This window comes from Streptomyces sp. NPDC048392, assembly GCF_043200575.1.
In the GTDB taxonomy this organism is placed as follows: Bacteria; Actinomycetota; Actinomycetes; order Streptomycetales; family Streptomycetaceae; genus Streptomyces.
This window is the reverse complement of the sequence record NZ_JBICYB010000014.1, coordinates 160,973-180,958: the sequence shown is the minus strand read 5'-3', so window position 1 is coordinate 180,958 and position 19,986 is coordinate 160,973. Positions and strand designations below refer to the sequence as shown.

Sequence of the window (19,986 nt, the reverse complement as noted above, 5' to 3'; positions counted from 1 at the left end):
CCCCGGGGGGGGGCCACACACCCCCCCCCCCCCCCCCCCGCGGGGGCCCCCCCCCCCCCCCCCCCCCCCCCCCCCCCCCCCCCCCCCCCGGGGGGGGGGCCGCCCCCCCCGCCCCCGCCCCCGCCCCGTCCTTGAGGGAGGAACGTTGCTGCGGCGACGCTGCTATCCCTCCGACACCTGGGACGACGAATGGGCCCTCATCGAGCCCATGTTGCCGACACCGGCCTGCGAAACGAAGGCAGGCGGCCGTCCCGAGAAGCATCCCCGCCGGGAGATCGTGGACGCGATCCGCTATGTCGTGGACACCGGCTGCAAGTGGCGGGCCCTGCCCAAGGACTTCCCGCCTTGGCGCACGTGTTACGGGTTCATGGCCCGCTGGGCCGCCTGCGGCGTCGTCGGCCAGATCCGTGACCAGCTCCGCAAGCGGATCCGCCGCGAGATGGGCCGGGCGCCCGGAGCGGTCGCCACCGTCATCGACTCCCAGTCGATCAAGGCCGCCGACACCGTGGGCAAGGACTCCCGCGGCTACGACGCGGGCAAGAAAATCAACGGGCGCAAGCGGCACCTTGTCGTGGACACCAAGGGCCTGCCGCTGTTCGTCATGGTCACCCCGGCCGACATGACCGACCGCAACGCGGCCAAGGAAGTGCTGTTCCGGCTGCGGCTGATGCACCCCGAGATCACCATCGTCTGGGCCGACTCTGCCTATGCCGGACAGCTCGTGACCTGGGCCAAGACCTGCCTGGACCTGACGATCAGGACCGTCAGCCGCCCGAAGAACGTCCCCGGGTTCGTCGTTCTGCCCCGGCGCTGGGTCGTCGAGCGCTCACACGCCTGGATCATGCACGCCCGCAGACACGCGCGGGACTACGAACGGCTCGTCCAGCACTCGGAATCGCTCATCACCTGGGCCGCGATCACCATCATGACCAGGCGAATCACCCGCCGAAGCTCCCGCAGAAGCGGACAGCCGGCCTCCCGCGAAGCCCAACGGGACTGATCAAAACGGCGGTCACGGTCACCACCGCCACCGCCACCCAGAGCCGCCCGATCCCCTCCGGCCTGGACCCCATCCTCCCACCACCACCGGCGACCGTCAGCGGAACCGCTGAGGTCAGCGCCCGCCGTCGTGCGAGGCGAAGACGTCCAGCAGTTCCCGCACGGGCACGTGCGCCTCCGCTGGATGGCGGAGGGTGCCGTCCGCGCAGAGGACGTAGCGAGTGCGCCGTCCCTCGCGTTCGCGACGTATGTAACCGGCCTGTTCGAGGTCGGTGACGATGCTCTGCGCGGTGCGCTCGGTGATGCGGCAGACCGCAGCGATGTCGCGGAGCCGGGCGGAAGAGTCGCGCGCGATGGCGAACAGCACCCGGGCGTGGTTGGTGAGGAAGTGCCACTGCCCGGCCTGGTCACTCACATCCTGCTCCCTCCACTCGACTCTGCCCAGGCGGGATACCCGCAGCACATTTCTCGAAACAATCGTCGCGTGTTTGCGCGTGCTGCGGTATTCCAGGGGTAGGCGGGGTGGGCACTGCTCGGCGCTTCGGAAGTGAGGCGGGTCCATGGATGCTGCTGCCCAAAATGAGGGCCAGGAGCCGCTGGTCGACCGTCACATCAGGGCCGGAGCCGCGTTCGAGGGCAGCGCGGAGATCGCCGAGGCCCGAGACATGGCCCGCGACTTCCTCACCTCCGTGCAGGCCGTGCACGGGCTGCCGGTTTCGGCGCGGGCGATGGGCATGGTGCAGCTGGTCGTGAGCGAGCTGGTCACCAACGCCCGCAAGTACGCTCCCGGCCCGTGCCTTCTGGACCTTGAGATCATCGAGGGCGCCGTCCAGATCAGCGTGTGGGACAGCAGCACCACCCTGCCGACGGTCCAGGCAACCGACCCGGGACGGATCGGCCAGCACGGCCTTGAGCTCACCATGGCGGTGTCCCAGACGTTCTGTGTCCACCGAGAACCGGTGGGTAAGCGGATCACCGCCGTCATCGAGCTGGCCGACGACCCCGGCGGAGACCCGGCCGGTCGACAGCCCTCCTGACCCGCCCCCGAGGCCGAGGTCGGCACCAGAGCAACCCAAGCCGTCCCTGTTCGAATCCTGAGCTGGGCAAACGCGCAGCTCAGGATCGAAAACAGGCACTGAGCTACACCCCTTCGGTGCGTGTCAGCTTGGCAGGATCAACGAGAGGATCTCCACGGGTTTTCCGGCGCCTCAGAGCACCCTCAGGACGCCGACGACCTTGCCGAGGATCTGAGCCTGGTCACCGGGGATCGGCTTGTAGGCGGGGTTGCGGGGAAGCAGCCACACCTGTCCGTCCCGTCGGCGCAGCACTTTTACGGTGGCCTCGTCCTCCAGGAGCGCGGCGACGATGTCTCCGTGGTCGGCGCTGTCCTGGCGGCGTACGGTCACGATGTCGCCGTCGCAGATCGCCGCGTCGATCATCGAGTCGCCCGACACGGTCAGGGCGAATAGATCGCCCTCGCCGACGACCTGGCGGGGCAGGGAGTAGACGTCCTCGACCATCTCCGTGGCGAGCAGGGGTGCGCCGGCGGCGATCCGGCCGACGAGCGGCACGTCGACAGGTGCCTCGCCCCGGTCCCCCAAGTCGGGTGCCCACGAAGGCCTCACGCGGTAGGCGCGGGGACGGTGCGGGTCACGGTAGAGGACGCCCTTGCGCTCGAGGGCCATCAGCTGGTGGGCGACCGAGGACGTGCTGGCGAGATGAACAGCTTGGCCGATCTCCCGCATCGACGGCGGGTAGCCCTGCCGGCGGACCGTCTCCGTGATGCAGCGGACGATCGCCGCCTGGCGGCTCGTCAGCTCCCCCTCGGCAGACCGGATGCCCGGAGGCCGACCTCGGCGTGCGGGCGCGGGATTCTCCATCCGGGGCACCTCCGTACAAGATCTCGCAGAGCGCGACCATAACCCTCCATCCCTCGTAAATGGAACACTCCTTCGGCATTCCAGGGGGAGAAGGTGCAGGTCTGCGCGTCGAGGCTCTCCGGCTTGATGCGCCCGCCGGGCGTGTCAAGGGGCAGCGCTCCCCCACTTCGCCCCACTTCCATGAGCGCAGCCCCGGCGGCAAAGAGGGGTGTACCCGACTTCCCGGGCTGGGGAGCATAGCCGTAAAGCACCGCAATTCGGTGCTGCGGCGGGCTGCTTCCCACTTCACCCCACTTGCGGCAGAGGCCTCTGCTCGCGCACCAGCAGGTGCTTCGATCACTTCACGTAGACGGATCACGGGTTCTCGCGCTTCGCGTGCACTCTTCGCGAGGTTCATGCCTGTGGTGGCTCGTGGTCGAGGCGGTGTCAGCGTTCCATCGGAGTGCCCGCGCAGAAGGGAGGACAGAGGTCCGGGGGCTCCGGACAACATGGTGCCGGGAAACCTGTCAACGCCGAACCATTGCCATTCCTCGGCCACTTCACGGCCATCTCGGCGAAGCGTGGCCAGTTCGTGGCCACCTTCAGTGAGTTGCCTTGCACGCGAAACGACCATGCTTCGATGACGGCGCGCTCGACGATCTTTAACGGCGTTAACGGAGTCCGTCGCCCGAAGAGGGTGTTGGCGCGCAGCGTGCTCGGCTTCGATCTGTGTCGGGCCTGGCGCGCGCACCGGTCCGAACTGCACCACGCGATCTCCCGAGGGGAAGCCGGGCTGGACAGCCCGTCACGCCGGTCCGGCCGGCTTCTCCCCGGGTCACAAAAGATCCCCGGAACTGGAGGAGTACATCCCCGTGACTCAGACCGACCGTAGCCCCTCGGCGCCTTCGTCGACCATGGCGAAAGCGCTCACCTGGATCAGCGCGTTATCCGTGCTGGGCACGATCATCGCCGTCATCGTGCTCACCCTCAGCGGCAACAGCGATTACCTGGCCCCTGTGATCGGACTCGGAGCCGCGGCGGCCGCCACGGGTGGGACGGTCCAGGTCCGCATCCACGTCCGCCGCTGAACGCTGCCTCGTGCTGTACGAGGCAGGCGCCGGGTCCACTCTCGGGTTTGAGGGGCCCGGCGCCGGGGTGCGTCCGGCTGTTCCGTCGGCGAAGCGCTGGAATGCGGTCAGCTGGGCCGAGCGGGTGCGCAAGGGACGAACGCGCGGGCGCGGACCGTCTCGCCCCTGCTCGTCATCCGATCAAGTGAGGCAGGCCCCCGCTGGACACCAGCAGGCTGAACCGGTCGGCGGCTGCCACCGTCCGTTTGATCGCGCTCCCCGTGTCCTTCAGCAGTGAGGACGGCTTGAGCGAGCTGATCGCGCCGTAGACGGCGTCGCCCCACAGTACGGGGGCGGCGACCTCACCCCATCCGGCGATCTCCTCGCGGCCCAGGCTGTAGCCGGCGTCCCGTATCTCCGGCAGCGACGCCAGGAAGTCGTCGGCTTCTCCCAGCGCTCCGGGGCCGGCGCCTGCGGGGACGGTATGGGTCAGCACGCTGTCGACCAGCGTGTCAGGGAGGTGTGCCGCGATCACCCGGCCGGACGGTCCGACCCGCAAGGAGCCGCCCACGGCCACCAGTTGGTCGGCGGTCAGGCCCAGCGCGTCCAGGTCGTACCGGCCTGGTGCGTAGTCGGCCAGCACTCGGCGGGGACCGCCGTACGGGGAGATCACCCACAGCATCGCCATGGCGTCCAGGGCGCTGCTCAGCTGTTCCAGGAGTGGGTGGGACGTCTCGGTGCCCGGTGCGTGCACCATTGCCTGCATGCCTATCTTGGCCGCGCCGGGGCCAAGGCGGTATTTCCTGCCGGGCAGCTGCACGAAGTACATGCTGGGGATTCCGGACTGCAAAATGCGGTACACCGCCGTGACACTGAGGCCGGTGACCTCAGCGATTTCGCTGGGCCCGTGTGCGGGCCCGTCGAGGAGCGTGAATGCTCTCTCGACCATCTTGACCCGCTGGGCGTGCGCGGTTCCGCCCGCTGGTCGTGAATCTGTGGTGGTCGGTTCTCCATCGGTCGTGTTGCTTGCCCTGCTGAACAAGGTGGTCTTCCCTCGCCATGCAAGCCGCTTTCTCCATGTCCGAGTGAGCGGCTGTCCCCGTCGGGCCTGTCGACCCTTCTGGCGTTCATTCCTCGGGCCTCGGCTTCGGCCCGCGCCCGGCGACCACCCCCTTGTTGTTTGATCAACCACTCGGGCCTCAGGTGCATCGTACATCCGGCACACGAAAAGGCGAGAGCGCTTACATCGCATCAAATCTGGCATTGCGGGCGGTTATTGCGCCACGCGAAAAGATCCCGTTCCACCCGGCGTAAAAATAGATGCCCCCAAGGGTCTTGAACTGGGTAGTTGCGCCACGCGAAATCTCGCGGAGACGACCCCTATTTCGGAATGCGTAAAAAGTTGACATGCACAAGAGACTTCAATTGACTTCCGTCTCGGTCCCGAACGCAAAGGCATTCACGGGAGTGCCGGAAACATCGAACGGGGAAACACGTGCGCGCACGAATAGCAATAGGCGCCATCTCGCTGACGGCCGCTCTGGCGGGCTCCGGCCTGGTCGCGACCGCCGGTTCCGCGCAGGCCGCCACAGGACAAGCCGCCGCGAAGGGCTGCTACGTCACCGCGTCCTCCGCCAAGGTCCGCTCCAAGGCCTCCACCAGTTCTACGACGGTGGGCATCGCCTACAAGGGCAACCGGTGCTCCGAGAAGGACGTCAAGGTCATCGACAGCGGCATCTGGTACAGGGTCAAGATGACCACCGGCAACGCCAAGGGCAAGACCGGCTGGATCCGAAGCGACCTCCTCCACACCAGCGCGGACGACACGGGCACGTGCATCCCGGAGGACACGTCATGCCACAGCTGACGAGGAACCCGCGTGTCCGCGTCGGCGCGGTCGTAGCGGCCCTGAGCCTCGCTCTCACCGCAGGTGCAGGCGTCTCGACGGCCAACGCGTCGCAGTCCGTCGTCGGCACCTCTGCCTGCGGGAAGAAGTACGCGGCGGGCTACTGGTGGACGTTCCCGACCACGAACATCAAGCTCCGGTCCGGCCCCGGGACGAACTACGCCGCACTCGGCGTCGTGCACGAGGGCGACGGCCTTGAGGTGAAGTGCAAGGCCAAGAAGGCCGGATGGATGCGGGTCGTCGGGCTGAACGGGCCGCAGGAAGGCCGTACGGGCTGGGTGGCCAGTAAGTACCTCCACTGATGCCACCTCCGGGCGGGCCCACCAGGTCCGCCCGCAGACCACCCCTGCGTCCCGAAGGACATCGCATGTCGCAGAAGAACATCGCCCGCGCCGGCGCCACCCTCGTGGCGACCCTGGGCCTCGCTCTCACCGCAGGTCTGGCCGCCACGCCCGCGTCCGCGGCGAGTTCCGGCTACGTCTACTCGACCAACCGCGGCGGCGAGGGCTGGTACTACTACGGCTCCGAGCGGGTGTGGGCGAACGACATCAAGAAGGACGGCTACGGGGCCGTCACCCAGGTCTTCGCCGACGATGGCCGCCGCCTCCTCGTCACCGTCAAGGACACCGGGGTCAAGAACGGCGGCAGCTGGAAGACACCCACGCTGTTCGAGGGCTACCACAAGATCCGGGCGTGCGTTTACAAGACCGGTCACAAGCCCACGAAGTGCGGCCCGATGACCCGCTGGTACGTCGACTGACACCCCCGGTCAGCCCCGGACATCCGCAGGCAACAGCATGAGGACGAAACGATGAAGACACTCCTGGGTCGCACCACGGCCGCGACGGCGCTGGGTCTCGCCCTCACCGCAGGTGTGGGCGTCTCGGCGGCCGCACCGGCTATGGCGGCCGACACCTTCAACCAGCAGATCACCTGCAAGAAGGCCGACGTCCGCACCAAGCCGAACGGCAAAGGCAAGCACGTCATGTACGTGTACGAGAAGGGCAAGGACTACGGCCACATCACCAAGTCCTGGCTCGACAAGAACGACAACATCAGCTACTGGTACGGCACTTGGCACCACGGCAAGACCGCCAAGAAGGGCTGGGTAAAGCTGGCCTGCGCCGACCCGCGCGCCACCTGACCAACACCGAGGACTGAGAGCGAGTCACCGCCGGGCGGGCCCTACCAGGGTCCGCCCGGCGTCCGTTAGGAGGGGATCGAGCATGGCCGACGTCTGGGTGGCAACGAACCTGGTCGACGACGGCAAGAGGTACCGGCTGATCCGGGCGGACGACCTGCGGCACCTGCAACTCGTCGGCGACCGGCCGCGACTGATCGCAGAGGTCCCTGGGGGTCAGGAATCCGGATGGGTGCCCCTGGTCGACAGCCGTGAGCCGTACGCCAGATTCTCCGGGACCGTGGATGCCGGTACGCGGCCGCCGCTCCCGGAGCACTTCCACCTCGAACTCCTCATCGCGCTGGACGACGCCCGCCTCCGGGTGCGCGATGAGGGGCGCTCGCTGGTGGTGCGTGCCGTCACGCAAGGGGGCGGGTGGGTATGGCGGGCGGACTACTACGCCGTGCTCCTGGGGGCGGGGTCCGTGCTCGCCGAGGTCTCAGCGCCGCACGCTGCGGCTTCCTGACCCGCCGCCAGAACCGAGGGCCGCCGGACTGACCCGGCGACCCTCACCCGGGCTGTCGCTGAGAGCCTGGGCAATGCAAACGATCAACGGGGAGAGTGAGGGACATGCGTATGTGGACTCGTGCCGTGCCGGCCGCAATGGGCACCCTGGCGCTGGCTGTGGCACTGAGCGGCTGTGGCGGCTCGGCTTCGGGGAAGGACTCGGGCAGTACCGGGGCCAAGGCGTCGGGCGACAAGGCGGACACGAAGACGTCCTACCGTTTGGGTGAGGCCAGCCCGCCGCAGGAATCCACCATGCAGGTGTCGAGCGGCGCCACGTACACGGTCACGCCCACGAAGGTGCGGATGGGGACGCAGGCCGATATGAAGAACTCCGGCGTGCAGCTGGACAAGAGCGATGGCCCCCAGGTCCCCGTCTACGTGTCGGCCACCCTCACCCACAAGAGCGGCAAGGCCATGACCGTGGGCGACATGGACGACGACCTGGTCGTCGCGACGGATAAGGGGCAGCGCACCAAGGCCCTCATCGTCCTCATGGGACAGGCCAAGTGGCCGAGCTGCCCGGCGTCGGACACCGAGAAGCAGCTGAGCGGAGGGCAGTCGGAGAAGATCTGCAGTGTCTTTCTGGTCCCCGAGGGCCAGAAGGCCTCCGCGGTCGAACTGACCCAGGGCTACTACAACGACCCACTGAAGTGGCCGGTCAAGAACTGACCCCCGGTCGGCGCAACATCCGAACACGGAGCGGACCCCGGCAGAGATGCCCGTCGGGGTCCGCTCCGTGTTCGAGACCCACATCCGCTGCGCCGGAGGCAGCTCCTCGTTGCCGCCATACCCAGAGGCGTCCAGCGGGCGTCATGGACTTACGACCGATGCCCCGGACCGCTCGTGGAAGGATCATCCGTCCAGGACGACGGGGCGGACGGGTGCACCGTGTTCGAGGACGCCGGTCACCAGGTCGGCGAGACCGAGCGGGTAGATCGTTTCGTCCGTGGCGTTCAGTTCGGTGAGGGTCCACCAGCGGTGTTCGCGGATGTTATCGGAGTGCGACGCCCGGGCCGGGTCGATGGCGGCCGCGGAGATTCGAGCGAGGAAATACTTCTCCACCTGGCGGACTTCGCGCCCGCCGACCAGGTGCTCCTTGCTGCGCTCCGCGAGCTGGCCCCCGAGCTCGATCGCCTCCTCAAGGACACCGAGTTCCTCGCCCATCTCGCGGAGCACCGCTGCGGCGTGGTCTCCCTCGTCGGCGTCCTCCAAGGAGCCGCCGGGGGTCGCCCAGAAGCCGCCGCCCTCGTCGTAACGCAGCAGCAGGACGCGGGCCTGCTGGTCGGTGTCCAGAACGATGGCGCGGGCGGCCTCCCGCAAGGGTGGAGTGGGGGTCGTCATGGTGGCGAGTGTGGCAGCCACGGAGTGGTTGCGCGGGCTGCGTCGGGGCGCTCGGCGGCTGATCGGTTGTTCCCAATCCAGGAACCGCTGATCAGGTAGCACCGAGCCTCGGGTTGCATCCCGTCACCGGGCTCAGCTGGGCTTCGTCGGCAGCCCTACGTGGAAGCGAGGGTGCCCGGGTAGGGCGCTCCCTCCCCGTACGCCTGCATGTTCGCCACGATGCCAGCGATGCGGGCGGGCCCCCACGAGGCGACACCGGAGTTGACCGGTGCCGCGGTGGTGACGAAGTTGAGGATGAAGACGTCGCGCAGCAGCAGGTAAGGCTCCAGGAGCCGGGCGAAATCTGCTGGCAGGGGTCGAACCTGGGTGTAGCCGGCCAGGAAGTCGCGAGCGAACTTCTCGTATGTGCCTGGTTCCTTCCGCGCGATCCGGTGGACGGACGAGAGCACGGTGGCGATGTCGAGCAGGTAGTGGCCGGTACCGCAGTCATCGAAGTCGATGACGCCGATGCCGCCGCCGGGCAGCGCGATCATGTTCTCGCGGTGCAGGTCACCATGGATACGCCCGCGGTCCTCCGGCCCTCCCTCGTGGAGTGCCGGGGTGATCGACTCGGCGACTCTCCGGAGCACATCGGTGCCTTCGGCGCCCAGCTGTTCCCGGGCGGCTGGATCGGTGAGGGCGTGTCCCTTGAGGAGGATCGTCTCCGCGTCCCAGACTGGCCGGTCGAACTCCGGCAGCGGCACCGTCGCGGCGTGCTCGTGTAGGTAGGCGGTCGTGCTGCCCATCTGTTCTGCCACGCCGGGCTGGCGGTAGGGGGGCTCTGCTGTGCCGGGGAGCCAGTGCAATAGGGCGAGGGTGGACGGCTCGTCATGGCCGGGGACCTCGAGCGGGACCACGTAGTGGCCGCCGGTGGTGGTGACGGGCTCCGGGACGGCGACGGTGCGGGACGCGGCCAGGCTCTCCAGCCATCGCATCTCGCTGCGCTGCTGGTGGGCGGGGCGGCCGTCGCGGACGGACAGGCGGGCGACGTAGGACTCTTGGCCTGGCGGGGTGACGCGCCAGACGGCGTTGTCCTCGTACTGCTGGACCTCCATCCGCACGGCGGCCCCGTCGAGTCCGTAGTGCTGGGTCAGCGCGGCCCGGGTTTGTTCTTCGAGCCGGTCGAGTTGTGTGGCGTGGGGAAGTTGGGAGAACGACTTCACGGACTTCCTTGGTGGTCGGAGTGGGCGGGAGCGTAGCGAGGGCCGGCCGGGGGCTGGTCGGTCTGGCGCGGGAATGCACCGTTTCTGGTGACCGCTTGGCACGACCGTCGCGCGGAGGATCGATTGCGCTGGTGATCAGGAGTACGTGGTGTTCTGCTGCTGGGGTTCGGTGCTGGGGGAGGCGCAGGCGGCGGCGATGGTGAGGAAGCCGTCGCGGTAGCTGTCCCACTGATGCTTGCCCTGGGGGTCTGCGGCCGCGGGCGGGGATGTGGAGTGATTACGACGCTATCAGGAGGAGGCGGTCATTCCGGCCGGCTCATGCCCCCGGGTGCTTGGGGCCGCGTAGTGCGTCGGGGATCGGGAAGCGCTGGCGGTACAGGCGGTCCTGGGTGGCGTCGATGTCGTGAGTGGCGGGGTGGGCCAGTGGGGTGGGAACGGCGGTACAGGGGAGTACCGCTTCGCTGTCGCCGGTGTTGGTGGTGTGGGTGGCATCGGGCCCGAATCCGAGGTTGGAGACCAAGTTGACGGCGGGGACGATCGATTTCCCGGCTCGGTTGTAGGAGAGGTAGAGGACCGGGGGTAGGAAGGCCGCTGTTCACCGGTGGTGCCCTCTCCCAGCTCCGGTTTCGGAAGCCGGTTGGTGTGTGGGCGGGCCGGTGCGGGGTGCGGGTACGACGATGCCGAGGAACTCTCGGGCGTAGCACTCCCATGCGTCTTGCAGAGCGGTGGCGTCGGGCCGGTGGGGGCCGGGGTCGCGGAGCAGGGCGAGGATGTGCTGGGCGAACGCCTCGGTGTCGTCCACCGGCACGAGGGCGGCCGGAGAGGAGCCGGCGCCGTCGCGGTGGCCGGGGATATCGGTGAGCACCAGGGGCAGGCCGTGCTGGCGAGCTTCCAGGATGGAGATCGGCACGCCTTCGAAGCGCGACATCGACACGAAGGCCCGCGCACCGGCCAGGACGCTGTCCACGAGGTCCTTGTGCCATACGGCGCCGAGCCAGACGACGTGTTCGGTGATGCCGAGGCGGTCGGCGAGCAGGCGCAGGGGGATCGTCTGGTCTCCATCGCCGATGATGACGAGGCGGACGGGCTCGTGGGCGTGGTCGAGGACGTGGGCGAAGGCGCGCAGAAGGGCGTCGTGGCCCTTGTGGGGGTAGAGGCTCTGGACGGCGACGTAGTAGGGGTCGCGTGCCCAATCCCAGGGCGGGGGCGGAACGGTGGTGCGGGGCTCGGTGGCGTTGGTCAGTGTGGTGACCTTGCTGGCCGGGATGCCGACGTCGTCGAGGAGGAAGCGGGTGGAACGGCCGCCGACGGCGACGATGCTGTCCTCCGAGCGCGCCAGGATCCGGTCCAGGCGGTTCTTCGCCTTCGTGCGCAGGTGGGAGTAGTCGGAGTGGCAGAAGCGGACGACGGTGCGCGCTGTGCGCAGGGCTGGGCGGATGGAGGGGTACAGGCGGCCGTCGCCGAACTGGAGCAGGACCGTGGTGCCGCGGACCAGGCGGGCGAGGAAGGCGATGCGGGCCAGGCGGTCGCGGGGTGCGATCACGAGCCGGGCCGGTGAGGGGAGTTCGGCGACGAGCGCGTTGTCGCGGCCGGGGTCCAGGACGCAGATGGTGACCTGGTGTCCGGCGTCCAGCAGGATGCGGACGTGCGAGAGCAGAACGCGTTCGAGGCCGCCCACGGTGAAGTGACGCAGGATCATCACCACGCGGGTGGTGGAGGGCTGTGCAGAGGACATGACGGTCTCCCTGGTATCGGGCCGGGGGCCGGGACCCGGTGACAGGTCCCGGCCGGCGGAGGGGTCAGCTGGTGCGGTGCACCTTGTGCTGGGCGGCCTGGGCCAGGGGCCGGAGCTCCATCAGGTCGATGTCGACGTGCTTCGGGCGGGTGGCGCACCACACCACGCACTCGGCGATGTCCTCGGGGGTGAGCGGGTGTTCGACGCCCTGGTAGACGGCGGCGATCGCCTGCTCGTCGTCGTTGAACCGGGTGCGCATGAACTCGCCGCCGGCCTCGTCGCCGCGCATCATGCCTGGCGCGATCTCCGTGACACGCACGGGCTGGCCGTTCAGCTCCAGGCGCAGGGTCTGCACGAGTGCGGTCAGCCCGAACTTGCTGGCGGCGTAGGCGGCTCCGCGCTCGTAGCCGACGCGGCCGACCGTGGAGCCGATGAACTGGACGTCGCCGCGGTTGCGGATCAGGTGGGGCAGCAGGGCCTGGGTCATCTGGACGGTGCCGACGACGTTGGTCTCGTAGGTGCCGCGCCAGTCGGCGATGTCGCTGTCGGCGATGGTGGCGGCGTGGGTGGGGATACCGGCGTTGTTCACCAGCAGCGTCAGCGGGACGGGGTGCTCGGTGACGGTGCGCTCCAGCGCGGCCACCGAGTCGGCGTCGGTGACGTCGAGTTCGTGGGTCGTGATGCCGGTGGCCGCCGACGGCGTGGTGGTCAGCCGGCGGGAGGCGGCGATGACCGTGTATCCGGCCTTCTCCAGGGCCTCGGCGCTCGCCCGGCCGATACCGACGCTGGCGCCGGTGACGACGGCGAGACCTCGCGGGGAGGAGTTGCTGAGGGACGGTGTACTCACGGGTGTTTTCCCTTCATCGCAGGTGGGTGGAGCAGGCGTACGGATCAGGAGTCCAGGAGCCAGGCGTGGGCCGGGTCGGTGTGCAGGGCCAGGTGCGTGTCGGTGGTCCCGTGCGCGGCCCACAGGTAGTAGAGGTCGTGGCCGCCGGCGGCGGCGATGGTGTGGTAGCCGCTGGGGACGGCGGCCAGGGACGTGTCGGTGATCACCGTGGGGTGAGCGTCGCGGACGCTGTCGTCGTACGTGAGCAGGACGCCGAAGCCGGTGTCGGGGTGGACCCGGAAGGCGAACGCCTCTTGGAGCGCGGTCTCGTGGGGCGGGTTGCTGTGCTGGTGGCGGTGGGGCGGGTAGGTGGACCAGCGGCCGTCGAGGGCGAGGGTTTCGCCGAGCAGCAGGCCGGACGTGCGCGGCGGGGTCAGCAGGGTGGTGACGTGCCGTTCGAACGATCCGTGGCCGCGGACTTCCCGCTCGGGCGCGGTGATCTCGGTGACCTTTCCGGTTTCGGGCAGTCGCCCGGTGACCGGGGCGTGCACCTCGACTGCGTCTGCGCCGTCGGGGCCAGCCGTTGCGGTGATGGCCGTGCCGGGCGGCATGTACCAGCCCGTCGCCGGCGCGGTGAAGGGGTCGGCACGTTCGGCGACGTGGTTGCCGTCGGGCAGCGTGGTGGTGAGTCGTCCGCCGAGCAGGATCAGCGCACTCTCCTGCTCGGGGCGGGTGTCCAGTTCGAGGCGGGCGCCCGGGGCGAGGCGGTGGTGGGTCAGGTCCAGGCCGTTGGGGGTACGGACGGTGGCTGGGGTCATCGTGGCTCTCCGAGTGTGTGGGGCTGGGGTACGGGCAGGCGGCGGCCCTGGCGGCTGGAGTCGTACATGGCGGTGCCGGTGGCGACGGCGAGTGCCGCCTCGGCCGGGGTGGCGAACTGCGCGGGGGCGCCGGGTGGTTGCTGGAGTGCGTGGGTCAGGGCGGCGAGCATCCGGCGGTCCGCGCCCGCGTGGGTTCCGTCCTCCCGGGCCACCTGTCGGCGCGTGCCGCCTCCGGGGGCGGGGTGCAGGTGCACGGTGTGAGGTCCGGAGCGGGCGTCGTAGCGGACAGTGCAGACTCCTGCTGTGCCGGTGAGGGTGCACGTGTAGCCCTCGGTGGGGGCGTTGGGGGTCAGCGTGTAGCGGGCGGTGGCGCCGGAGGTGTACTCGATCCGGGCGTTCAGGCTGTCGTGGATGTCGGCGTCGGCCGGGATGGCGTCGGTGCCGGGGAGGTAGTGGCGGCGCTCGAGTTGGGCGGTGACCGCGGACGGCGGGGCGCCCAGCCACCAGGCCAGCAGGTCGAGGTGGTGGGAGGCTTTGGTGACTTCCAGGCCGCCGGAGGCGGCGCGTATGCGGTGCCAGCGGGTGTAGTAGCTGCGGGTGTGCGAGGGGCTGAGCGTGTAGCGGAAGTCCGCGCTGGTCACGGTGCCGATGCGTCCGTCGGCCAGGAGGGCGTGGACCTCGCGGTGGAGGTTGGTGAAGCGGAGGTTGTGGCCCACCAGCAGGCGTCCGGGAGAGGTCGCGTCGGCGTGCACGAGGGCGAAGGCGTCCTCGGCGGTGGTCGCCAGCGGCTTCTCCACCAGCGTCGTAATGCCCGCGGCGAGGGCTTGCGCCGCGTAGTCGCGGTGGGATGCGTCGGGGGTGGCGACGACCACCAGATCGGGCCGGTCGCCCACGAGGATGCGGTCCAGGTCCTGCGGGCGGGCGGGCGCTGCGTCCGGCAGTGCGGCGGCCACCTCGCGGGCGGCCCGGGCATCGGTGTCCACCACGGCCAGCGGCCTCACCGGCTGGTCCTGGTGGGGCGGCAGGCCGGACAGCCAGGGGCCGTAGACCTTCCGTGTCCGCGTACCGGCTCCGATCAGCACCACCCGCAGCTGCCCCGTCACCGGACACGCTCCGCGCCGGCGGAGCTGAGCAGGTGTCCGCCGAGGACGACCGCCCGCACGCTCAAGTCGGGACTGAACAGGACGACGTCGCCGTCCGCGCCAGGCAGCAGGCTGCCCTTGCGCGGGTACAGGCCCGCCGTACGTGCCGGGGTGGCGGTCGCCATCGTCAGCACGTCCTCGACCGGAGCGGCGGTCAGTTCCCGCATCCGGGCCACGCCAGCCGCGAGCGGGGTGACGCCGCCGCACAGGCTGGTGTGGTCGGTGGTGGCGGCGTAGCCGTCGTGGACGCGCCCGCGGCTCGCCCCCGTGCGGAAGGTGCTGCCGGGGGCGAGTCCCATCCCGGCGGTGGCGTCGGAGACCAGGCACAGCCGCTCGGGTCCCAGGCAGCGCAGGGCGATTGTCAGCAGGGCGGCGGGCAGGTGGTGGCCGTCCGCGATGACCTCGGCGCTCACCTCGCCGGAGGCGAGCGAGTACTCCAGCAGGCCGGGGACCCGGTGCAGGGCGGGGCGGGTCAGCGTGGACTGGCCGCTCCACAGGTGGGCGAGGTGGCTGAGACCGAGCCAGCGGGCCTCGGCCAGGTCCTCGCCGGTGGCGGCGCTGTGCCCGGCGGACACCCGTACTCCCCCGCCGACCAGATGGGTGATCAGTTCGTTGGCGCCCGGCAGTTCGGGAGCGAGGGTCACCATGTGCAGCGCTGGCGGCAGCGGTGTCAGCTCCGCCAGCAGTTGCCGGGGCGTCCGCAGGTGGGCGGGGTCGTGTGCGCCGCGCTGCTCGGGGGCCAGGCACGGGCCTTCGAGGTGGACCCCGGCGAGCGTCGGGGCGTGCCCGTGAGAGATCAGGGCGGCGGCGGTGGCCAGTGCGGCGGCCGTCCGTTCTTTGGACGTGCTTGCCAGGGTGGCGAGCACGGTGGTCGTGCCGGCGGACAGGTGCCTGTCGAGGACGGTCCGCCAGGCGGCGGGGTTGGGCTCGGTCAGGTCGTGGCCGGCGGCGCCGTGGACGTGGATGTCGACCAGGCCGGGGGTGACCAGCAGCCCGTCGGCGTCGACCGGTACCGGATCGTGGGGGCAGGCGCGGCTCACGACGCCCCTGCAGATCACCACATCCCCGCCGTCACCGCGCCCGGGCGCGGGATGGACCACCGTGCCGGAGTGCACGACCGCACAACCCGTGCCGCTCACGCGTGTCCTCCCACGGCGGCGGTGGCCGGGGTCGTGGTGCAGGCGCAGGCGGTGCCGCCAGGGCCGCCGGGTAGATGTCGGTCGTAGGCTCCGCCGTCCCAGAGGTAGCGGGTACCGTCCGGGGACAGCGGCTCGGTGAGGGCGACGGCCACCGCGCCGGTGAGCGCGCCGCCGAGTGCGTCCGGGAGGTCGACCTTCCGCAGCAGGCCCAGCTCGTCCAGGCGCCGGGCGTGGACCAGCTGTTCGCTTTCCCTGACCTGCCGGGGGATGGCAATCGCGTTGGCCCCGGTGGCCAGCACCTCCCCCAGCATGTTCGACCCCGCCGCGCCGACGAATACGTCGCAGGCCCGCATCCACGGCAGCAGGTCCGGCTCGTACGTCCGGATCTCCACGAAGGGGTCGTCCTCCCACAGCTGCGCCAGGGCACGCTGGTCCGCGGGTTCCAGGTAGGGGCCGGTGACCAGCAAGGCCCGGTCGAACATGGTGCGGCGCTCGCGCAGCGCGGTCGCCAGGGCCCGCCAGATGTCCCCGGCCCCCTGGCCGCCGCCCATCGCGGCGACGATCAGCCGCTCGTCGCCGCCGACACCGATCTGCGCACGGGCCTGGTCAGGGGGCAGGGTGTACGGCTCGGCGAGGTAACCGGTGTAGTGCAGACGGCCGGCGGCTTCCGGCGGGATGTCGTAGTAGTCGGCGAGGTCGAATACCTCGGGGTGGGTGTGGATGTTGAACTGGCAGTAGTGGTCCAAGAGCCACGGCCCGCGCCCGTGCATCCCGAAGTACTTCCGTGCCGTCTTCTCCTTGCTGAGGAGGATCCCGCGCAGGCTCAGGACCGCGTGCGTCGCGTAGCGGGCCTCCAGCGCGGGCACGAGTTCGTCGTCCGTGCCACGGGGGATGTGGTCGCTCATCAGCACCTCGGGCCGGTAGTGGCCGAGGAAAGCCGTGATGAGGTCCGTTCGGGCCTGGTGGAGGGTTTCGGCGTCCATGGCCAGGCGCGCGCGGAGGTTCCACCCGTCGGGGTCGTCGAAGTTGGCGAAGGAGGGGATCTTGATGACGTCCACCTCCGGCGGGAGGAGGTCCAGCCCGCGGTAGGCGCCGGTGATCCCCGCGATCGAGTACGGCTGCGGTGAGCGCAGCAGGTACTGGGCGACCTTCGCGGTGCGGGAGGTATGCCCGAGGGAACGGCCGTTGTGCCAGTACAGGGCGATGGTGCGGGCGCCGGTGTTCGTCATCGGCGGGCCTCCTCGGGCGTGGTGCGAGCGTCGGCCGCGCGGGCGGCGCGCTGTGCGGCGGCGGGGTCGGTGTGGCTGTCCAGGGACGTACGGAAGGCGTCCAGGCTCCAGCCGGGGGCGACCTGGATGCGGGACAGCGCGTACGGGTGGCGCAGGTCAGGGCAGTGGTGGTCGTCGGTGGCCAGCGCCAGCGGGTACAACTCGGCGACGGCCCGCTGTACGCGGGCGTCGTACGCGCCGTACGGATAGGCGAACGTTCGCGGCGGGCGGCCCAGGAGTTCGGTGAGGATTTCGTGGTCGCCGGCCGTCTGCCAGGCCAGCGCCCGATCGCTGAGCCCGGTCAGCTTGCGGTGGGTGTAGCTGTGGGCGGCGACGGCCCGACCGGACGCCGCCCACAGCTGGATCTGGTCGAGGTCCGCCATCTCCTGCACCGGATGCGGTACGTGGCGGGGCCGCTCGGCGCCGAGGTAGCCGCCGCACACCGCTAACAGCGCGGGCAGGCCGAGCCGTTCCAGCACAGGCAGCGCGGTGGTCGTGGTGTTGGCGTAGCCGTCGTCGAACGTAATTAGCACCGCGTTCGCCGGCAGGGGCACACCTCGGGCGAGCATCGCGTGCAGGTCGTCCTCGGTGACCACCGTGTACGGGCCGCCGGCCAGGAACTCCATCTGCTCCCGGAAGTGCCGGGGAGGCACGGCCATCGGGCCGGGCAGGTCCTGCACCAGGTGGTACATCAGGATGTTCACCGGCTGCCCCCGGCATCGGTGTACGAGCGGGTATCGGAGCGCGTCTGCCGGTGCCAGGCGACCGTGCGTTCCAGGCCCTCGCGCAGTGGAACCGCGCGCGTCCCGGGGAACAGTTCGAGCAGCCGGGCGGGGGCAGCCTGGGAGTGGGCCACGTCGCCGGGCCGGGGCGGGCCGTGCTCGACCCGCAGCCCGGTGCCGAGTATCTCGCCCAACAGGCCGGCCAGGTCCAGCAGCGACGTCCGGGTGCCCAGCGCCAGGTTGACCGGCCACTGCGAGACCACCCGGCCGGTGATCGCTGTCGTGATCACCTCGCACACCGTGTCCACGCACGTCAGATCGCGGGTCTGGGTGCCGTCACCGTGGACGGTGACGGGCTGGCCGGACAGGGCGGCGTCGATCCAGACCGGGACGACGGCCGCGTACGGGTGACCGGCCCGCTGCCGGGGGCCGTAGACGTTGAAGAACGTCAGCGGCAACACTGGCAGCCCGTAGCAGGCGTGGTAGGCGCCGAGGTACGCCTCCGTCGCCAGCTTCGATACCGCGTACGGGCTGAGCGGCATCGCCCGGCTGGTCTCGACCTTGGGCAGGACCGGCTGGGCGCCGTAGACCGATGACGAGGAGGCCGCTACCACCAGCGGCCCGTCGGCGCGGCGCGTGGCCTCCAGGACCTGCAGCGTGCCGGTCGCGTTCACGTGGTGGGTGGTTACGGGGTCGGCCACCGAGCGGGGTACGGAAGGCAGCGCGGCCAGATGCACCACCGCGTCCGCGCCGGCCATCGCCGCATCGAGGAGGCCCTCGTCGAGGACACTGCCCCGCCGGAAGTCGACGTCCGCCAGATCGCCGCCCAGCAGGCTCGTACTGCCGGTGGACAGGTCGTCCACGACGGTGATCCGGCCGATCGCCGGATGGCGCAGCAGCCACGAGATCAGATTCGACCCGATGAAGCCGGCGCCGCCGGTGACGATGACCCGCAGTCCGCCGGTCACAGTTGCTCCACGGTGGCGGCGGGCCGGTCCGCCAGCCGGCCCCGGCAGTCCAGCACGAAGGGGGAACGGGCGACTACGCGGTCGTAGTCGAAGACCTCGTGGTCGGTCAGCAACACCACGGCGTCCGCAGCGACCAGTTCGTCGTCGCTCGCGAAGACCAGTCGTATGCCGTCGAGCACCGCCGTGGCGGCGGCCGGGTCTACGAAGGGGTCTGCCGCGCTGACTCGCGCGCCGCGAGCCGCCAGCAGGTGGGCCACCTCAAGCGCTGGGGACTCGCGCAGGTCGCTGCTGCCGGGCTTGTAGGCCAGGCCCAGCAAGAGCACCCTCGCGCCCTCCAGCGGCTGGCCCCGAGTGGCGAGGTGTTCATCCACCCGGTTCACCACGTAGGCGGGGCGGGCAGCGTTGATCTGCTGGGCGAGGTCGATCAGGCGTGAGCCCTGGCCGCGTGCCTGAGCCGCCCACCACGACAGGTACACCGGGTCGATCGGCAGGCAGTGACCGCCGATGCCGGGGCCGGGGTTGAAGCGCATGAAGCCGAACGGTTTCGTCGCGGCGCCCTCCAGCGCCGCGCGGAGGTCCAGGCCGATGTCGCGGGCCACCTCGTCCAGCTCGTTGACCAGTGCAATGTTCACGGCCCTGAACGTGTTCTCCAACAGCTTCGCGAGTTCGGCCTCCTCGCACCGGCCCATCGGAACTACGCGCTCGACCAGGCCGCTGTAGAAGGCGGCTGTGCGTTCCAGCGACGCGTTGTCGATGCCGCTCACGATCTTCGGGGTCGTCGCGAGAGTCCACAGCCGGTTACCGGGGTCGATCCGTTCCGGGCTGAACCCCAGGGCGAACTGGCTGCCCATCCGTAACCCGGAGACCTCCTCCAGTACGGCGCCCAGCACGTCTCGGGTGGTGCCGGGGTAACTGGTGGACTCCAGTACCACCAGCGCCCCTTCCCGTAGGTAGCGGCCGACGGTCCGGCCGGCCGCGAGTACGTACGACAGGTCGGGGACGCCGTCACGTAGCGGTGTCGGCACCGCGATCACGGCCACGTCGAACCCCGCTGCATCGTCCGGTGATGCGGTGGGCAGGTACGTGCCGTCACGGAGTACCGGGCCCAGCTGCGCCGCGGTGACGTCTTCGACCGGCGAACTGCCGCACGCCAGAGACTCAGCCCGCTGCGCGCTGGTGTCGAAACCCACCACGCGGTGGCCCGTCTCAGCGGCGCGTACCGCCAGCGGCAGCCCCACGTAGCCCTGACCGACCACCAGGACGCGCAGGGAACTCAAGCCAGGGGGGCAACTGGCCTTCTGGGCAAC

At 70.2% G+C, this 19,986-nt stretch carries 24 protein-coding genes; 9 read left to right on the top strand and 15 right to left on the bottom strand.

Features of this window, described 5'->3' with window-relative positions:
* Positions 1-148: 148 nt before the first annotated feature.
* Complete coding sequence (locus ACGFYH_RS20815; RefSeq protein ID WP_393804623.1) at positions 149-1,000, top strand: IS5 family transposase; 852 nt, start codon at positions 149-151, stop codon at positions 998-1,000.
* Positions 1,001-1,114: 114 nt separating this feature from the next.
* Here the strand turns inward: ACGFYH_RS20815 and ACGFYH_RS20810 are convergent, their stop codons facing one another.
* Entirely contained in the window at positions 1,115-1,414 is a 300-nt protein-coding gene (locus tag ACGFYH_RS20810) for a winged helix-turn-helix domain-containing protein (RefSeq protein ID WP_393804616.1), read from the bottom strand.
* A gap of 145 nt (positions 1,415-1,559) precedes the next feature.
* Between ACGFYH_RS20810 and ACGFYH_RS20805 the strand changes: the two genes are divergently transcribed.
* Positions 1,560-2,036, top strand: a complete 477-nt coding sequence (locus ACGFYH_RS20805) for an ATP-binding protein (RefSeq protein ID WP_393804615.1) — start codon at positions 1,560-1,562, stop codon at positions 2,034-2,036.
* 171 nt (positions 2,037-2,207) lie between these two features.
* Here the strand turns inward: ACGFYH_RS20805 and lexA are convergent, their stop codons facing one another.
* On the bottom strand, positions 2,208-2,879 hold the full coding sequence (lexA, locus tag ACGFYH_RS20800; RefSeq protein ID WP_393804614.1) for a transcriptional repressor LexA: 672 nt from the start codon (positions 2,877-2,879) through the stop codon (positions 2,208-2,210).
* Positions 2,880-3,730: 851 nt separating this feature from the next.
* Here lexA and ACGFYH_RS20795 point away from each other — a divergent pair.
* Positions 3,731-3,946: a hypothetical protein gene (locus ACGFYH_RS20795; RefSeq protein ID WP_359438249.1), complete on the top strand. Its 216-nt coding sequence runs from the start codon at positions 3,731-3,733 to the stop codon at positions 3,944-3,946.
* A 172-nt stretch (positions 3,947-4,118) separates the two neighbouring features.
* On the opposite strand, the gene ACGFYH_RS20790 is transcribed toward ACGFYH_RS20795, so the two are convergent.
* Positions 4,119-4,754: a hypothetical protein gene (locus ACGFYH_RS20790; protein ID WP_393804613.1), complete on the bottom strand. Its 636-nt coding sequence runs from the start codon at positions 4,752-4,754 to the stop codon at positions 4,119-4,121.
* A gap of 666 nt (positions 4,755-5,420) precedes the next feature.
* Here ACGFYH_RS20790 and ACGFYH_RS20785 point away from each other — a divergent pair.
* From ACGFYH_RS20785 to ACGFYH_RS20760, 6 genes are all read left to right on the top strand, one after another.
* Positions 5,421-5,792: an SH3 domain-containing protein gene (locus ACGFYH_RS20785; protein WP_393804612.1), complete on the top strand. Its 372-nt coding sequence runs from the start codon at positions 5,421-5,423 to the stop codon at positions 5,790-5,792.
* Positions 5,780-6,133 carry an SH3 domain-containing protein gene (locus ACGFYH_RS20780; RefSeq protein WP_393804611.1) on the top strand — a complete coding sequence of 118 codons (354 nt, stop codon included), beginning with the start codon at positions 5,780-5,782 and terminating at the stop codon, positions 6,131-6,133. The genes ACGFYH_RS20785 and ACGFYH_RS20780 overlap by 13 nt, the downstream gene beginning before the upstream one ends.
* 65 nt (positions 6,134-6,198) lie before the next feature.
* Entirely contained in the window at positions 6,199-6,591 is a 393-nt protein-coding gene (locus ACGFYH_RS20775; protein ID WP_393804610.1) for a hypothetical protein, read from the top strand.
* A gap of 51 nt (positions 6,592-6,642) precedes the next feature.
* Positions 6,643-6,975, top strand: coding sequence for a hypothetical protein (locus ACGFYH_RS20770; protein WP_393804609.1), 333 nt, complete (start codon positions 6,643-6,645; stop codon positions 6,973-6,975).
* Positions 6,976-7,057: 82 nt separating this feature from the next.
* On the top strand, positions 7,058-7,477 hold the full coding sequence (locus ACGFYH_RS20765) for a hypothetical protein (protein WP_393804608.1): 420 nt from the start codon (positions 7,058-7,060) through the stop codon (positions 7,475-7,477).
* A 104-nt stretch (positions 7,478-7,581) separates the two neighbouring features.
* Complete coding sequence (locus ACGFYH_RS20760) at positions 7,582-8,187, top strand: hypothetical protein (RefSeq protein ID WP_393804607.1); 606 nt, start codon at positions 7,582-7,584, stop codon at positions 8,185-8,187.
* A 183-nt stretch (positions 8,188-8,370) separates the two neighbouring features.
* On the opposite strand, the gene ACGFYH_RS20755 is transcribed toward ACGFYH_RS20760, so the two are convergent.
* The 12 genes from ACGFYH_RS20755 to ACGFYH_RS20700 form a co-directional block, all read right to left on the bottom strand.
* Positions 8,371-8,859, bottom strand: a complete 489-nt coding sequence (locus ACGFYH_RS20755; RefSeq protein WP_393804606.1) for an NUDIX hydrolase — start codon at positions 8,857-8,859, stop codon at positions 8,371-8,373.
* 155 nt (positions 8,860-9,014) lie between these two features.
* Positions 9,015-10,061 carry a phosphotransferase enzyme family protein gene (locus tag ACGFYH_RS20750; protein WP_393804605.1) on the bottom strand — a complete coding sequence of 349 codons (1,047 nt, stop codon included), beginning with the start codon at positions 10,059-10,061 and terminating at the stop codon, positions 9,015-9,017.
* Between the two features lie 316 nt (positions 10,062-10,377).
* On the bottom strand, positions 10,378-10,581 hold the full coding sequence (locus ACGFYH_RS20745) for a hypothetical protein (protein WP_393804604.1): 204 nt from the start codon (positions 10,579-10,581) through the stop codon (positions 10,378-10,380).
* A 75-nt stretch (positions 10,582-10,656) separates the two neighbouring features.
* The gene (locus ACGFYH_RS20740) at positions 10,657-11,796 is read right to left on the bottom strand and encodes a glycosyltransferase (RefSeq protein WP_393804603.1); all 1,140 of its coding nucleotides are present in this window, start codon (positions 11,794-11,796) and stop codon (positions 10,657-10,659) included.
* A 64-nt stretch (positions 11,797-11,860) separates the two neighbouring features.
* Complete coding sequence (locus ACGFYH_RS20735; protein ID WP_393804602.1) at positions 11,861-12,643, bottom strand: SDR family oxidoreductase; 783 nt, start codon at positions 12,641-12,643, stop codon at positions 11,861-11,863.
* 44 nt (positions 12,644-12,687) lie between these two features.
* The gene (locus ACGFYH_RS20730) at positions 12,688-13,440 is read right to left on the bottom strand and encodes a 5-deoxy-glucuronate isomerase (protein WP_393804601.1); all 753 of its coding nucleotides are present in this window, start codon (positions 13,438-13,440) and stop codon (positions 12,688-12,690) included.
* Complete coding sequence (locus tag ACGFYH_RS20725) at positions 13,437-14,543, bottom strand: Gfo/Idh/MocA family protein (RefSeq protein ID WP_393804600.1); 1,107 nt, start codon at positions 14,541-14,543, stop codon at positions 13,437-13,439. Before ACGFYH_RS20725 ends, ACGFYH_RS20730 begins: the two co-directional genes overlap by 4 nt.
* Positions 14,540-15,721, bottom strand: a complete 1,182-nt coding sequence (locus ACGFYH_RS20720; RefSeq protein WP_393804599.1) for an N-acetylglucosamine-6-phosphate deacetylase — start codon at positions 15,719-15,721, stop codon at positions 14,540-14,542. Before ACGFYH_RS20720 ends, ACGFYH_RS20725 begins: the two co-directional genes overlap by 4 nt.
* Positions 15,718-16,950 (bottom strand): glycosyltransferase family protein, encoded by a 1,233-nt coding sequence (locus tag ACGFYH_RS20715; RefSeq protein WP_393804598.1) that lies wholly within the window; start codon positions 16,948-16,950, stop codon positions 15,718-15,720. The genes ACGFYH_RS20720 and ACGFYH_RS20715 overlap by 4 nt, the downstream gene beginning before the upstream one ends.
* The gene (locus ACGFYH_RS20710; protein ID WP_393804597.1) at positions 16,947-17,693 is read right to left on the bottom strand and encodes a polysaccharide deacetylase family protein; all 747 of its coding nucleotides are present in this window, start codon (positions 17,691-17,693) and stop codon (positions 16,947-16,949) included. The genes ACGFYH_RS20715 and ACGFYH_RS20710 overlap by 4 nt, the downstream gene beginning before the upstream one ends.
* The gene (locus ACGFYH_RS20705) at positions 17,690-18,679 is read right to left on the bottom strand and encodes an NAD-dependent epimerase/dehydratase family protein (protein WP_393804596.1); all 990 of its coding nucleotides are present in this window, start codon (positions 18,677-18,679) and stop codon (positions 17,690-17,692) included. Before ACGFYH_RS20705 ends, ACGFYH_RS20710 begins: the two co-directional genes overlap by 4 nt.
* A complete protein-coding gene (locus ACGFYH_RS20700; RefSeq protein ID WP_393804622.1) occupies positions 18,676-19,947 on the bottom strand; it encodes a nucleotide sugar dehydrogenase in 1,272 nt (423 codons plus the stop codon). The genes ACGFYH_RS20705 and ACGFYH_RS20700 overlap by 4 nt, the downstream gene beginning before the upstream one ends.
* Positions 19,948-19,986: the final 39 nt, after the last annotated feature.

Bases quoted from the DNA above. Each gene is read 5' to 3' on its own strand.
- ACGFYH_RS20805 (WP_393804615.1), top strand. From the start codon at position 1,560: ATGGATGCTGCTGCCCAAAATGAGGGCCAGGAGCCGCTGGTCGACCGT.
- lexA (WP_393804614.1), bottom strand. From the start codon at position 2,879: ATGGAGAATCCCGCGCCCGCACGCCGAGGTCGGCCTCCGGGCATCCGG.
- ACGFYH_RS20790 (WP_393804613.1), bottom strand. From the start codon at position 4,754: ATGTACTTCGTGCAGCTGCCCGGCAGGAAATACCGCCTTGGCCCCGGC.
- ACGFYH_RS20780 (WP_393804611.1), top strand. From the start codon at position 5,780: ATGCCACAGCTGACGAGGAACCCGCGTGTCCGCGTCGGCGCGGTCGTA.
- ACGFYH_RS20775 (WP_393804610.1), top strand. From the start codon at position 6,199: ATGTCGCAGAAGAACATCGCCCGCGCCGGCGCCACCCTCGTGGCGACC.
- ACGFYH_RS20770 (WP_393804609.1), top strand. From the start codon at position 6,643: ATGAAGACACTCCTGGGTCGCACCACGGCCGCGACGGCGCTGGGTCTC.
- ACGFYH_RS20765 (WP_393804608.1), top strand. From the start codon at position 7,058: ATGGCCGACGTCTGGGTGGCAACGAACCTGGTCGACGACGGCAAGAGG.
- ACGFYH_RS20760 (WP_393804607.1), top strand. From the start codon at position 7,582: ATGCGTATGTGGACTCGTGCCGTGCCGGCCGCAATGGGCACCCTGGCG.
- ACGFYH_RS20755 (WP_393804606.1), bottom strand. From the start codon at position 8,859: ATGACGACCCCCACTCCACCCTTGCGGGAGGCCGCCCGCGCCATCGTT.
- ACGFYH_RS20740 (WP_393804603.1), bottom strand. From the start codon at position 11,796: ATGTCCTCTGCACAGCCCTCCACCACCCGCGTGGTGATGATCCTGCGT.
- ACGFYH_RS20730 (WP_393804601.1), bottom strand. From the start codon at position 13,440: ATGACCCCAGCCACCGTCCGTACCCCCAACGGCCTGGACCTGACCCAC.
- ACGFYH_RS20715 (WP_393804598.1), bottom strand. From the start codon at position 16,950: ATGACGAACACCGGCGCCCGCACCATCGCCCTGTACTGGCACAACGGC.